The following is a 13,792-nucleotide window of genomic DNA, read 5'->3' on the forward strand; positions in this document are numbered from 1 at the left end:
ATTTTCTTCAGCCCCGTAGGGGCGGCCTGTTTTTACATATTGCCTCAATGATGTATTTTATACCAGTTCCGGGATAAGCTTCCTGATTTTATGCACGGCATCCTGATAAAGAAAAGTATAAATTTGAACCACTGATAAACATAAAATATTGAGCAGAATCATTTATATTTTAATATCCGCATTGCTGGTAAGCTGCGCAACGGCTAATAAACCCATTGACTACAAACCTAATTTTCCTGTTAGCCTGGACACATTGACCATGTTTGATCAGGCGCGGCAAAGGCAAATTCCGGTTGCTATTTATAAACCCCAAACCGACAAAAAACTAAAAAAACAAAGAATCATCATTTTCAGTCATGGCTACGGACAAAACAAAGGTGGTGATTATTTAATCTATTCTTACCTGACGGAGTTTTTAGCTTCCAAAGGCTTTTTTGTTGCAAGTATTCAACATGAGCTTTCTACAGACAGCCTGTTGCCATTAACCGGGATTCCGCAAATCGTCAGGCGGCCATCTTGGGAACGGGGTGCGGATAATATCTATTTTGTGATTGATGCGTTTAAAAAGATGCGCCCGGGTTTAGACTACAAGCACATTACATTAATAGGCCATTCAAACGGTGGAGATATGACCGCATTGTTCCCGCAGAAATATCCGGGCATCATTGACAGGATCATTACATTGGACAACAGGAGAATGCCGCTACCAAGAACTAAAAATCCCAGAATTTATTCTTTGCGGTCAAGTGATCAGCCCGCAGATGAAGGGGTATTGCCAACAGAGCTGGAAATAAAAAGGTATCGAATAAAAATTATAAAACTGCAAGGCATACCACATAATGAAATGGACGACGATGCCAATGACGAACAACGAAAAGAAATCAGGAACTATGTCTTGTCTTTTTTACGTTAAAGGTTACCGTTCGCAAGCAATAAACAAGACTAAGCAAACATTCTGATGTGAATCATGCCATAAATTTTGCAACTTATTCACCAGCCAAATTGCCACAGGATATATACATATCTTATATGACACTGCAATCTTTATCGCGACGCAGTCGATATCTGGTAAATGAAAAAGATGATAATTTAAAAGAGCAAAAGGCTTTTCTGATTTTTGAAAAACATCTGGCTAAAAGCCTGCGGCACCTGGAGCGCGTGATTAATCACTTTTGTCATTTGTACGACATTGACATAAAAAGCGAGTTCCTGGTTTGCCGGGAGATAAGCAATACTCACGAGTTCAAGCACCTATCTATCCGTTAATTGGCAAAGCTTTGCATAAATATTACTGAATACTTTCAAGCGCAATTGAACGTTCTCATCAGAAGCGGCCTATTTTACTGATCACACGATAACATAAAATATCAATCCCATTAAAAAATAAGAAAGTTGCACAAGGAAAAAATTGTATTATTGGAAGGGATGTTGAAGGGAAAAAACGAGATGATGGCGAAGGTTGGAAAAATTGGTTGATTAAAAGAAGGATAACATTCATAATCCGGTTTTTCTGAGCTTTATCAGGAGCAATCGGTCAGGAGTTAATCAGCGCAGTTAAAAGAGGGCGCAGCATTAAAATTATTATTTTTTATACACTATTATTTATTACAAATTAATGAATTATCCATTTTGTTCGCTGTTTGCAAACAGCGAACAAACAAATGCCGTTACTTTGCACCATGAAGTCACATAATGGCATGCGTCCACAGGACATCGTTGTCTTATTAAAAATACTGTCACTTGACCAGGCCCGATGGCGGTACAGGGATCTGGCACTGTCCCTATTCTTAAGTATTTCGGAAGTTTCTGAAGCGTTAACCAGAAGCCATATTGCAGGTCTCATTGACGAAAGCCGGCGAAAAGTATTTCGAAAATCATTGATGGAGTTTATCGAATATGGCCTGCATTACGTATTTCCCCAGCAACCAGGAACACTGATTATAGGAATTCCTACTGCGCATTCTCATCCTGCATTTAAGGCTCATTTTACAACAGAAACCGATTATGTATGGCCCGATGACAATGGCAGCATGCGGGGTTTGTCCATTACGCCGCTATATAAAGGTGCATCAAAAGCCGCTCTACAAGATAGCACCCTTCATTTAATGCTTGCCGCGATTGACATCATAAGGGTTGGACAAACAAGAGAGTTAAAGTTTGCTCTCAATACACTATATAACACCATCCTATGAGTGATCGGACCAATATGGTAAGAATTGCCGCCGTATATAACGCCCTGGAGGAATTAAGCAATAATGTTGTGTTTGTAGGCGGAGCCACAGTATCCTTATACAAAGACCGTCCGGCTTCTGAAACAAGAGTCACAGATGATGTGGATATTGTAGTAGAACTGGCAAGTTATAGCGGGTTTGCAGCCATAGAAGATCAATTGCGTAAAAAAGGATTCGTAAACGATGCTGATTCTCATATTATCTGCCGTTATAAGATAAATGGAATTATAGTAGATGTAATGCCAACGGAAGAAAATATATTAGGCTTTAACAATCAATGGTACCCGGAAGGGTTTCGAAATGCAATAGAATATACACTGCCCGGAAATGAGAAAATAAAAATATTCAGCAGTGTTTATTTTTTAGCATCTAAGTTTGATGCTTTTTGTGACAGAGGTAACCATGATGGACGAACAAGCAGTGACTTTGAAGATATTGTTTTCCTGCTCAATAACCGGAACAACATTTGGAATGAATTAAATGTGGCACCGGAGCCTGTAAAACAGTATTTGAAACTGGAATTCTCACAATTGCTGCGCCACGATTATATCTACGAGTGGATAAGTGCCCACCTGGATTTTGGTGAACAAAAAAGAGTTAGTTTTATCATCGCTGGCTTAACCGCTTTTATTGGCTTATCAGAGAGCAATACGCATGCAATTTGACATCATCATCATCGGAAGCGGCCTTGGCGGCCTTTTATGCGGCAGCATCCTGGGCAAGGAAGGGCTAAAGGTATGTGTGGTGGAAAAGAATAAACAGCTGGGCGGTAACCTGCAAACCTTTTCGCGCAACAAACAGATATTTGATACCGGTGTACACTATATCGGTGGGCTGGGTAAAGGACAGAATCTTTACCAGGTATTTAAATACGCTGGTATTATGGACCGGCTGCGGCTCCAAAAAATGGAAGAAGCCTTTGACTACATCCTGCTTGAAAACGATCCGAAAGCCTATGTCCAAAGCCAGGGCTATGATGCCTTTATCTATAATCTTGCGGTTGATTTCCCCGAAGAAAAGGAGGCCATTATCCATTATTGTGAGCGGGTAATGGAGGTATGCAGCAAATTCCCGCTTTATCAATTAACTACTGATGATGCATCTGTAAAAGACGAAGTGCTGGGTCTGAGTGCGGAGGAAACCATCGCAGCCATTACCCCCAACAAAAAATTACAGGCGGTACTGGCCGGCAATAATCTTCTTTATGCCGGCGTATCCGGTAAAACGCCCTTTCATGTACATGCACTGATCGTAAACAGTTATATCGAAAGCAGCTGGAAATGCGTGGATGGCGGTTCACAGATCGCCAAACTGCTGGCTGCCGAAATAAAAAAACAGGGAGGAAGCATCATCCGGAATTGTGCCGTAAAAAAGATCGTGGAAACCGGCGGTACCGTATCTCATATTGAAACAGAAGACGGGCAGCACCTTACCGCACGTTACATCATCTCCAATATCAACCCGGCGGCTACGCTACAGATTACCGATTCCGCATTGTTAAAAAATGTATACCGCAAACGGATCACCGGTTTGCCCAATACGATTGGCTCTTTTTCCCTGCACCTGGTGCTGCAACCCCGATCCGTTCTTTACAAAAACCACAATTATTATGTTCACAAAGACGGACATCTATGGAACATGAATGATTACACGGAGTCTAATTGGCCCCTGGGTTATGGGCTGTATTTTACGCCCGATCGGAATGATCCGCGTTATACAGCTTCCGTTTCCATCCTCACGCCCATGTGGTTCAGGGATGTGGAGCAATGGAGCGGTACCTATAACCGGGTAGGAAAAGAAACCGCGCGCGGAGCGGATTATGAAGCGTTTAAAAAACAGAAAACAGAAAAATTGCTGGCGCTGGTAAATGAGCGGTTCCCCGAAGTTGTAGCCCATATCCAACATAGTTATGCCGCTACCCCCCTTACCAACAGGGATTATATCGGGCTGGAAGATGGTTCGATGTACGGGGTACAAAAAGATTATCAAAATCCTTTGCAAACGGTGATCAGTCCGCGCACTAAAATTCCCAACCTGTTTTTAACAGGCCAAAGTCTCAATTTGCACGGAATTTTAGGAACTTCGCTTTCTGCAGTATTAACCTGCACTTTATTGTTGAATGACAATACCCTGGTTGATAAAATAAGAAATGCTTAAAAATTGTAGTAAATTTGCAGTATGAAGGTTTTAACACTTAATATACCGGATAATGTAGACGTAGACAACCAGCAACTCGCGATGCTGGTAGCAAGCCGGCTTTACGAAACAGGGAAACTTTCATTGGGGCAAGCTGCTGAAGTTGCAGGGCTTACAAAAAGGACCTTTGCAGAGCTATTGGGCAGCTATGATGTTTCCCTCTTTAACTTCCCTGCATCGGACCTTTCAAGAGATATAGCGAATGCCTAAAACAATTATCTCGGACACCAGCTGTTTCATTATTCTAAGCAATATTGGTGAATTAGAACTTTTACACAAAGTTTATGGGCATATTATTACTACGCCTGAAATTGCTGCAGAGTTTGGCGATCCACTTCCTGAATGGATAGCGATCGTTGTTGTAAAAGATACATACCGGCAGCAGCTTCTGGAAATGCAGGTCGATAAAGGCGAATCCAGTGCCATTGCCCTGGCACTGGAAATTCCAGATAGCACTCTTATCCTGGACGACATAAAAGGAAGAAGGGTCGCAAATCATTTAGGACTAACCTATACCGGTACCCTGGGTGTGATTATAAAAGCGAAATTAAAAGGCATTATTCCGTCAATAAAACCTATACTGGAAAAAATAAAACAAACCAATTTCCGTTTATCGGCGGAAATTGAATTTCAGGCATTGAAGGCAGCAAACGAATAAACAAGATTTCGGTATTGGTGTTGTACCGTAACTAAATATAGCATGAAGAGTCGGTTTTTACGAAGATTATTGCGGGTACTGGCGGTGATTGCTTTACTGTTCGGTGTATTATTTGCCTACCTTGTATGGGTATCTGATATTCCTGATCCAAAAATAAAAGATACCACCGCCCTGCAACTGCAGCGGCAGCAACCCGATTTGGGTTTGTATACCATCAATAACAGCTGGTTCCGCAAGAGCAACTCCGGACTGTATGAATTATATGTAGAGGGCGCACCATTTGAACGGGGTGTCATCAACGGAAAGCTCAGTAAAGAGCTGGTACAATTGCAGGAAGATTATTTTAGTGCACAGATCAACAAAATGGTGCCCTCAACATTTTACCGGCATTTTTTAAAATACTTTATCGGCTTCTTCAACCGGAAATTACCGGATTATATAACGGATGAATACAAAGAAGAGATTTACGGAGTGTCAAGATCTGCATCCGATAACTATGGTTGTATCGGCGATAAATACCAACGCATCCTCAATTATCATTCGGCGCACGATATTGGCCACGCCCTGCAAAACCTGGCCTTAGTGGGCTGTACTTCTTTTGGCACCTGGGGCGCCGCTTCGGAAGATAGTACGATGATCATTGGCCGGAACTTTGATTTTTATGTGGGGGACGATTTTGCAAAGAACAAGATCATCGCATTTGAAAACCCATCTGCCGGTTATAAATTTATGAGCGTTACCTGGGGCGGATTTATCGGTGTCGTTTCCGGGATGAATGAAAAAGGCCTTACCGTTACCATCAACGCGGCCAAAAGCAGCTATCCTACGGGAGCCGCCACACCCGTTTCGCTGGTGGCACGCGAGATCGTTCAATATGCAAAAAACATTGAAGAGGCAGTGGCTATTGCTCAAAAACGGAAAATGTTTGTATCGGAATCCTTCCTGGTAGGGTCTGCAGCCGACAACAAGGCGGTGATCATTGAAAAAACACCGGACTCCCTGTCGGTTTATGATCCTAACAAAAATGAAATCCTTTGTACCAACCATTTTCAAAGCGGTACATTCTGGAACTCGAAGCCCAATAAGGAAATGCGTGAAAAAAGCTCTTCCGTTTACCGCTACAACCGGCTGAACCAGCTGTTAACTGCAAACGGAAAGAACTCCGTCCAAAAGACCATTGATATCCTGCGCGATTACCGGGGAATGAACAATGCAGATATTGGTCTTGGAAATGAAAAAGCGGTAAACCAGTTCATCGCACACCATTCGATTGTATTTGAGCCGCAGCAATTGCGGGTATGGGTTTCTACCACACCCTGGCAGCTGGGGGCCTTTGTATGTTATGATCTTAAAAAAGTATTTGCGCTAAAAGGAATGAAACAGAACCAGGAGATCAATGAAGCGCAGTACACCATTCCGGCCGATCCGTTTATTTATACACCGAAATTCAAACGTTTTGAAGCATTCCGGAATTATAAGGCCGCGATCCAGGATGGTAAAAAAATAAACCCCGACAGCCTGGTGGCGGAAAATCCAACTTTTTACAATAGCTATATTATTGCAGGCGATTATGTTTATAAGAAAAAGGATTATAAAAAAGCCATTCAATATTATCAAAAAGCGTTAACGCTGGAAATTGCCAACCATGGCGAACGGGAGCATGCGGAAGCCATGCTGAAGAAGGCCCGGCAAAAAACAGCGCGGTGAGGCTTTGTTCATTGGTTAAACAGACCGTTGTCCGCTGATCTCCGGATGAAATGCAATGCAGCTCCCCACTGATTTATTTCCAGGGCTTATCGCCAATAGTTAAAAATGAAAAACCGGAACAGTGCACGCCTTTATGCACTATCCCGATCAGGGTCAGTATTAAGATGATCCCTATAGCCACAGACACGCAGATATCGGAGCAACTGATCTCAAAAAATTGCCAAAACTTTATTGCTCCCCTCATAAAACACTGCATGCTTTTTACAGCAACTAACAACATACCCTCAATGGAAGACCGGGTCTCCGGGCTCAAATGCTACGATCCCGCCATGCGTAATCTGCGCATCCGTGGCAATAAAAACATCACGTTGGCCCTGGCCGGCAATCCTTATTTACAATAATATTCCTAAGCGCCCGTCGGCATCGGGATGGCTGGCACCTGCGTTTTAAAATAGGCTTCCAGCTTTGAAGCTGTCTCAGCAGCCCCGTTCTCCTGCTCCATCATGCTGCCTACCTCCTGAACGGAAGTCCTGATCGTATCCTGGTCAGCGGCGCGGATGGCATTCAAAAGTTTTTCTGCCGTTAGTTGCTTAAAAGGAAGATGCGCGCCCCATCCCTTCCGTTTAACAAACCTTCCCCAAATTGGCTGATCGCCCAAAACGGAAACGACAACCACGGGTATTTTAGATCGAAGTCCGGCCCCCACGGTTCCAATACCTCCGTGCACCACTGCCAGTTTGCATTGTGGAAATAACCAGGAATGATCGATAGCCTTTACTTCAAACACCCGTTGACTTTTGGGCAGTTCCGCAGGCTCACTCCAGCCCTGGCAGAAAATATAACGCCCTTCGGTATGGCTTAGTAAATATTCCAGTATCCCGTAAAAAATGGTTGGATCGGGCACCGCGAAACTTCCAAAACCAATATAAACAGGTGGAGTGCCCTGCTTCAGCCAATTGCTGACCGCTTGCTCAGTACCGGAGTCCTGTCCGGCGGCTTTCAGGTCTAAAAACCCGGTAATATCGGCTTCCTGCGGCCAATCGGATGGCCGTTGCAACAGAAAACGGCTGAACGCATGTAATTGTAATACCTGCTGCTCATCGATCTTTTTCGGCATCGGTTTTTCAAGCGGCGGGAGCTTTAACAGTGCCCGCTGCTCCTGTATATCCTTTTTATGTTCTTTCCAGAAAAGCCAGCGCATCAACCGGTAGGTAAACCGGTTGTAGGAGGGTGCATTAAAAAAATCGAGTCCAAGGTATGGAAAGACCGCCGTTGGCACCGAAGGAACGGTTAACTGAACAATGGCCCAGGGTTTTCGCAACCGTTCCGCTACAGAAAATACCCATACCACGGTAAGCGGGGTTGCCACCAGCACATCAAAAGGTTCACAATAGTGGACCATGTTTTGCAAAACAGCGTCTTGCCCTTTCCGGATGATCTTTCCTAACTCCCGTAAATACGTGATCACATTGCCAGACTTAAGAATGCCCGCTATTTCCGGGGACTGCAGTATTTTTTGCGAATCCACCGGAAGCGGATAAAACGGGATCCCGTAGGTAGCTACGAAATCAGAGAAATTTTCATTTCCCACAATACTAACGCTGTTTCCTTGTTCAATGAGCTCCAACGCCAGGGCAATATAAGGCTGTACGTCTCCCCTGGAGCCGAAAGTAATGATTCCATAATGCATCGCTTCGCTTATTAGATTTGGTTAAAAAATGTACAATTAAAACACTTAAATGATTATTAAAAATAGTATTTATTCATAAATATGCCACAAAAATTAATTTTATCTAAAAAGCAACAGATCCGATCCGGACAAGCGGCTCAAAAATTCTGCACAGACAGGCGCAGCCGCAGGACCAGCAAAACCGGTCATTCCGGGCTGGTTTCAAAATGGCCAAAGCCAATATGTAAACGGGAAATAAAAGTGAACTGCTGATTTAAAATCAATGATTAAAACCGGTATCCCAGCCCTGCGCCAAAAGCAGTGCCGGTAGTGGTAACCCAGTTTAACCGGGTATCAACAGTGCTGCCATCGGAATAATAGGCTCTGTCCGTGCCCTTCCAGGCATCTGCGTGTGCGATGCGGTAATACCCCATAACTCTTAACCGCTGCCATAATGTATAGCCCAATTCTACCGTTCCTTTTAATTGGTATGCTGCTGTATAATGCCGGAAACTTACCGGCTTTGCAAATTTGTCAATCAGGTTCCACAGGGCCTCCGCCCGGTAGTTTAGTAGTCCGCCCGAAAGATCGATCCGCAGATCCAGCCGGTTAAACGCCCTCGATGCATTTACACCGGCCTGTGCGCCCATCCATGTAGTTTTATAGGAACTGTGCAGATCGCGCGCATTCACCTCATCCCCCAACATCAACGCTTCCTGTTTTTTTAAGGTATACCCGATAAAGGGACGGATCTGAAAACCCGATATGCTTCCGGTATGATAATTTAACACGGCATCCATCATTACCTCTTTTCCCTGACTGTTAAATTGTTCATCGTAAGAATTGCCCTGCCGGTTATCCTGCACATAATCCCTATCCGTTACGCTTCCCCTGGTGATATTATGATATCCGGCACCAAGCTCAATGCCCCATTTTTTATTCAACGCATATCGTACACCGGCATTCCAAACCGGCCCCTGTAACTCCTGCCATACCAATTCCGATAAGATGTTCGGATTCGTTCCATCGGTATTGCCCGCAATGGACCAATGCAAATCGGACCTGCCATAGCCGGCTGAAACATGGATCTCATTTTCCTGCGCCCTGAGGCAAAACGCATAACCGCATTGCAACATCAAAATGATAATAAAAACCCGGATGGAAAACATATAAAATAAATATACGGTTTTTGCTGTATCTATATAAAAATGAGCCGCCAAGAAATCCGTTTTATCATCACATTACGCAAAATAAAAAAGCTGTCTCCAACGTGTTGAAGACAGCCCTGTACCGGAAGACACTTCTATGTTTATGATCCCGTACCTGCGAGCATTAACTCAATAACGGGAACCTCGTATGGAGGTTTCTGAACCGGCAGTTTCAATTCCAGATCTTTATCCCCTGCAGGTTTATACTGTATTTCAGAAGCGTCATGAAGGAATTCGGCATACGTTATTTTGCCCTTAAAGCCGGGTAACACCAGCTTTCCGTTGGCCGGGTAGTCAAACAGGTGCAGGTACAGCCGTTTGGTTTGGGGGTTGCAGGTCACCCGCATATTTGAGGACGCCGGCAACGCATACGCATCGGTAGGATAAGTACAGTTGTAGATGGAACGCTGGTTGGCATCCATCCAGTATCCCAGGCTGTCCAATGCCCGGTTGGCCCGGTAATCGAACTGGCCTCTTGCTGTGGGGCCTACATTCAGGATCAGGTTACCGCCATTCGCCACCGAAGTAATCAGCAGGTCCAGCAACTGCCGTTGATTCTTCCAGGTATGTTCGTCCCGGTGGTATCCCCAGGAGCCGGAAAAGGTTTGACAGGTTTCCCAAAACTTACCCTTGTATTTAACCAGTTCTTCCGGCCCTACCTGTTCCGGGGTTTCAAAATCATATCCATCCGTGTAATCATTCAGGTCCATACGATTGTCCAGGATGATCTGCGGCTGTAATTTCCGGATGGTTTTGATCAGGTCCATGGAAGCCCAGTCGTTACGGCCCTTCCCAAAGGTTCCGGGATAGGAAAAATCCAGCCAGAGGATATCGATTTTCCCGTATTTCGTCAACAGTTCCGTGATCTGGTTTTTGAGGTATAACTGGTATTTTTTCATATCCTTGCCCTTGTTCACCGCAGCATAATCTGCTTCTGTTCCTTTATCAATACGTTGCGGATGCACTCCATCGATGGTAAAATCCGGGTGGTGCCAATCGATCAGCGAGTAGTAAAAACCGATCCGGATACCTTCTGCCCGGAAGGCATCTACAAACTCTTTTACCAGGTCGCGCCTGGCTGCTGTATTGGTGGACTTATAATCGGTATATTTTGAATCAAACAGACAAAATCCCTCATGATGTTTGGTCGTTAACACGGCATATTTCATACCCGCATTCTTTGCCTCCCGCGCCCATTTTTTGGGATCGAATTTATCCGGATCAAAATTGTCAAAATATTTCTGGTAATCGGCATTCGTGATCTGCTCATAATTCTTCACCCATTCATGTCTGGCCGGAAGCGCATAAAGGCCCCAGTGAATGAACATACCAAAACGGGCATCCTGCCACCATTGCATGCGATTTTTCTTTTGCTGAGCCGTTTCATTAAAGATGGATTTTTGCTGAGCACCTGCGTTCATAGCCAGCAGGCAGCAACAGCCCCATAAAATCAATACTGTTTTTTTCATTTTAAAATTTTAGATCTGTTAAACCCGAAGCAGGTATGAAATACGGACCGTTTCCTAAATCCGCGCTACCATGCTTCAGTGTTATTATTGGCTTTGTTTTTATCATTTATTCCGCAACACCGCAGTTATAGCATGCCGGCAATACTATAACCGGTACCAGAAACCAAGCTGGCTCAGGTTGACAAAATTAGAATTATTGACGGTTGCTTTAAACCGTATGCGAATGAACCGGACGGGGGGCGGATTATCGATAAATGAAAATTTCATAGCATTCACCCCATCATCAGTACGAACGGCATCTGTAAGAAGCGTCCATCCTCTGGCGCTCATTTGAGCCGCCCACTGCGGATCATTACCGGGCAATGCAGGAAAAGCACCCGTGGTATCGGCAATGCCCCATACTTCAAATTTAGCGGGATTGTTACAGCAATTTCTGCCGGTTTCTTCAATGGCAGAAAGATCACTATAACGTTTCCCCATGTCAAAACTGATGGTACCGGGCAAGGGTGGTGTGCCCGAATTATGATAAATATTCGGATAGTCCTGGGGACCAACGCTTCCGTTCCATAACCGCGAAACGCCGGTCTGGTCTTCATAATTTGCCATATCATAGGCATTTTTTACTACCGCAAACAGGTCTTTGGAAACCGGCATCTGAATGGTAACCGACAAAGTATCCGGTTGAGGAACCTGGAAGGTGTCGATGGCATTTGAGGAGGGTACAAAAAAGGACCGGATCCAAAGTTTCGTTCCGGGTTTGAACAATGGTATCGTTGTTACATCTCCTTTTAAAACGGTACTATCCAGTTTACCGCTTTGCTGGTTGTAGTACCACAGTCTTGAAAAGATATTCGTTGAATCTGTTTTGGTAAAAAATAACCGGATGGAATCTGTGCCTACCAATTCCAGCGGATTGGAGGCGTTCAGTTGCCGGTTGTACAATGAAGATTCATAGATGGGTCCGTATAATTTTACAACCGGTGTTTTTTGCCCGATAGACCGGTTACCGCGGTCATCATAGGTATACAGGATAAAGTTCTGAACATTGGATTCCTGCAGGTTAGCGCTGATAAGGGCGCGGATCGTGTCGGATGTATTACTGCTGGTAGCAGGCACTATCAAGGAGTCGTTGCCATTGTTCCAGTAAACCACATACTTCGAAATTGAAGGGTCGGGACTGGGGTTCCATTCCAGCCGTACACGCAGATTCCCCGGTTTGGCCCGGAAATTTGTAACCGTTCCTGTATACGTAATTTCCTTATTGTTCAGGTACTTTTTATAATCATCGGCCTGCCGGCTGCATCCCGTGTATACACTGCTGATCAATATACCGCAGAGCGTAAAAATTAAAATTGTTTTTATAGTATTCATAGCCCGTTCATACAATTAAAGTGATAAAAATTAGCTTATCTGGGATCGCCGTAAAAAGTAAGTTCCATAATATGCGCAAACGTATTATCCCCGCCCCAGTTCTCCGGAACCACTACCCGCATAAACCGGATCTTGGGAGCCGCAAAGGACACGTTAAACTCCGTTCCCTGGTTGGCCCATGCCCGGTCTGCATCAGTAGCTGCTGATGGCGGGTTTCCGGAAGGAGGATCCGGATAGCGGTAGTTGCCGATATTGACCCAATCCCCTATCCTGGTGCCTTCTGCGGCTGTCATAGGTGGTTTGAAATCGCCGGGCTGAACTTCATTAGAGCCCCAAAGGGTAAATGTTTTGGGATTTCCATGCCCCCACAGATAACCATCCCTGGGCCATAGTTTAAACCGGCTGAGTTTGGCAGACACTCCCAGTCCGAAGCTCGTAGTAGGTGGTAATACATAGGGTACCCGCTGGTTGGTATGCCATCCGGAGCCGGTGTTATTGTCCCACATATATTGCGTTAACCAGCCATACTGATCTGTTGGACTATCGCTGCCCAGGTGATACTCAAAGAACCTGCTTTTATCCAGCATGATCTCATAAAGGGGACTGATGGTTTTATAAATTGTATCGGAGTTATTGCCCCACTGGTCCGTAGTATATACCGCTACCGGTTTGGGCAGGGTATCAAACCCTCTTGCCGCAAAACTAATATCCCTGAAATTGGAGAATATCTGTTGCCGGATCGTATACTTTTTAAAATACGGATCATTGTACAAAAAGACAACTCCCACGTTTTGCTGCAACCGGTTTATTCCCGCCACCCGCACACCTGCAAAATCAGGCGTCATTGCCAGGGTTTGCGCTACCACCCGGTACACCGGTGTATCCGGATTTACTTTTACGGTTATGGGATCCGATGCTACATTGGCGCGGCTCACCACTCTTAAGGTAACATCGTATTGTTTTTTTTCTGCAAACCCGTTTACCGTAAGGGTGTCAGAATAATAACTGGACTTTGTTTCAAGCGTTGCACCGGTTTTGTCGTTGATGGTGTAATTGGCTTTTACATACAGGATGTTCTCCGAATGCGGAAGATCGTAGGTTATATAGGCGCCGCCGTTAAAATTGGTTACTTTAACATTGGTGATCGTTCCGGGTTTTGCGGTATCATTCGATAACGGGCCATTATAATCGGCCCGCTTCTGACAAGCCCCGATAAAGAGTAATAGAGTGGCTAAAGAGCAGGATAGAAATAGATAATGAAAGCGATGATTGCTCATATAAAA

General features: G+C 44.6%; 12 protein-coding genes. 7 read left to right on the forward strand and 5 right to left on the reverse strand.

The genetic code is table 11. The annotated features are described in order from the left end of the window. Window positions 1-259 precede the first annotated feature (259 nt). The 7 genes from Q1V85_RS23880 (at window position 260) to Q1V85_RS23910 (ending at window position 6,792) form a co-directional block, all read left to right on the forward strand. Complete coding sequence (locus Q1V85_RS23880) at window positions 260-913, forward strand: hypothetical protein (RefSeq protein WP_300604296.1); 654 nt, start codon at window positions 260-262, stop codon at window positions 911-913. Window positions 914-1,679: 766 nt separating this feature from the next. Continuing rightward, on the forward strand, window positions 1,680-2,192 hold the full coding sequence (locus tag Q1V85_RS23885) for a hypothetical protein (protein WP_300604298.1): 513 nt from the start codon (window positions 1,680-1,682) through the stop codon (window positions 2,190-2,192). Window positions 2,193-2,206: 14 nt separating this feature from the next. Further along, window positions 2,207-2,896 carry a hypothetical protein gene (locus Q1V85_RS23890; protein WP_300604301.1) on the forward strand — a complete coding sequence of 230 codons (690 nt, stop codon included), beginning with the start codon at window positions 2,207-2,209 and terminating at the stop codon, window positions 2,894-2,896. Continuing rightward, entirely contained in the window at window positions 2,886-4,388 is a 1,503-nt protein-coding gene (locus Q1V85_RS23895; protein WP_300604303.1) for an FAD-dependent oxidoreductase, read from the forward strand. The genes Q1V85_RS23890 and Q1V85_RS23895 overlap by 11 nt, the downstream gene beginning before the upstream one ends. A gap of 21 nt (window positions 4,389-4,409) precedes the next feature. Next, window positions 4,410-4,637 carry a UPF0175 family protein gene (locus tag Q1V85_RS23900; RefSeq protein ID WP_300604306.1) on the forward strand — a complete coding sequence of 76 codons (228 nt, stop codon included), beginning with the start codon at window positions 4,410-4,412 and terminating at the stop codon, window positions 4,635-4,637. After that, complete coding sequence (locus Q1V85_RS23905; RefSeq protein ID WP_300604309.1) at window positions 4,630-5,085, forward strand: DUF3368 domain-containing protein; 456 nt, start codon at window positions 4,630-4,632, stop codon at window positions 5,083-5,085. The genes Q1V85_RS23900 and Q1V85_RS23905 overlap by 8 nt, the downstream gene beginning before the upstream one ends. Before the next feature lie 42 nt (window positions 5,086-5,127). Continuing rightward, entirely contained in the window at window positions 5,128-6,792 is a 1,665-nt protein-coding gene (locus Q1V85_RS23910; protein WP_300604312.1) for a C45 family peptidase, read from the forward strand. A gap of 406 nt (window positions 6,793-7,198) precedes the next feature. Here the strand turns inward: Q1V85_RS23910 and Q1V85_RS23915 are convergent, their stop codons facing one another. From Q1V85_RS23915 to Q1V85_RS23935, 5 genes are all read right to left on the reverse strand, one after another. Continuing rightward, complete coding sequence (locus tag Q1V85_RS23915) at window positions 7,199-8,482, reverse strand: glycosyltransferase (RefSeq protein WP_300604315.1); 1,284 nt, start codon at window positions 8,480-8,482, stop codon at window positions 7,199-7,201. A 266-nt stretch (window positions 8,483-8,748) separates the two neighbouring features. Beyond that, window positions 8,749-9,630, reverse strand: coding sequence for a hypothetical protein (locus tag Q1V85_RS23920; RefSeq protein WP_300604318.1), 882 nt, complete (start codon window positions 9,628-9,630; stop codon window positions 8,749-8,751). A 140-nt stretch (window positions 9,631-9,770) separates the two neighbouring features. Beyond that, entirely contained in the window at window positions 9,771-11,138 is a 1,368-nt protein-coding gene (locus Q1V85_RS23925; RefSeq protein WP_300604321.1) for an alpha-L-fucosidase, read from the reverse strand. Window positions 11,139-11,282: 144 nt separating this feature from the next. Beyond that, entirely contained in the window at window positions 11,283-12,509 is a 1,227-nt protein-coding gene (locus Q1V85_RS23930; protein WP_300604324.1) for a DUF4998 domain-containing protein, read from the reverse strand. Window positions 12,510-12,544: 35 nt separating this feature from the next. Next, window positions 12,545-13,786, reverse strand: coding sequence for a DUF4959 domain-containing protein (locus Q1V85_RS23935; RefSeq protein ID WP_300604326.1), 1,242 nt, complete (start codon window positions 13,784-13,786; stop codon window positions 12,545-12,547). Window positions 13,787-13,792 lie beyond the last annotated feature (6 nt).

This window comes from Niabella sp. (assembly GCF_030150205.1).
In the GTDB taxonomy this organism is placed as follows: Bacteria; Bacteroidota; Bacteroidia; order Chitinophagales; family Chitinophagaceae; genus Niabella.

Excerpts from the sequence above, each read along its gene's own strand:
- Q1V85_RS23935 (WP_300604326.1), bottom strand. The coding sequence starts at position 13,786 with ATGAGCAATCATCGCTTTCATTATCTATTTCTATCCTGCTCTTTAGCC.
- Q1V85_RS23910 (WP_300604312.1), top strand. The coding sequence starts at position 5,128 with ATGAAGAGTCGGTTTTTACGAAGATTATTGCGGGTACTGGCGGTGATT.
- Q1V85_RS23905 (WP_300604309.1), top strand. The coding sequence starts at position 4,630 with ATGCCTAAAACAATTATCTCGGACACCAGCTGTTTCATTATTCTAAGC.
- Q1V85_RS23915 (WP_300604315.1), bottom strand. The coding sequence starts at position 8,482 with ATGCATTATGGAATCATTACTTTCGGCTCCAGGGGAGACGTACAGCCT.
- Q1V85_RS23895 (WP_300604303.1), top strand. The coding sequence starts at position 2,886 with ATGCAATTTGACATCATCATCATCGGAAGCGGCCTTGGCGGCCTTTTA.
- Q1V85_RS23890 (WP_300604301.1), top strand. The coding sequence starts at position 2,207 with ATGGTAAGAATTGCCGCCGTATATAACGCCCTGGAGGAATTAAGCAAT.
- Q1V85_RS23930 (WP_300604324.1), bottom strand. The coding sequence starts at position 12,509 with ATGAATACTATAAAAACAATTTTAATTTTTACGCTCTGCGGTATATTG.
- Q1V85_RS23880 (WP_300604296.1), top strand. The coding sequence starts at position 260 with ATGTTTGATCAGGCGCGGCAAAGGCAAATTCCGGTTGCTATTTATAAA.
- Q1V85_RS23900 (WP_300604306.1), top strand. The coding sequence starts at position 4,410 with ATGAAGGTTTTAACACTTAATATACCGGATAATGTAGACGTAGACAAC.
- Q1V85_RS23920 (WP_300604318.1), bottom strand. The coding sequence starts at position 9,630 with ATGTTTTCCATCCGGGTTTTTATTATCATTTTGATGTTGCAATGCGGT.
- Q1V85_RS23885 (WP_300604298.1), top strand. The coding sequence starts at position 1,680 with ATGAAGTCACATAATGGCATGCGTCCACAGGACATCGTTGTCTTATTA.
- Q1V85_RS23925 (WP_300604321.1), bottom strand. The coding sequence starts at position 11,138 with ATGAAAAAAACAGTATTGATTTTATGGGGCTGTTGCTGCCTGCTGGCT.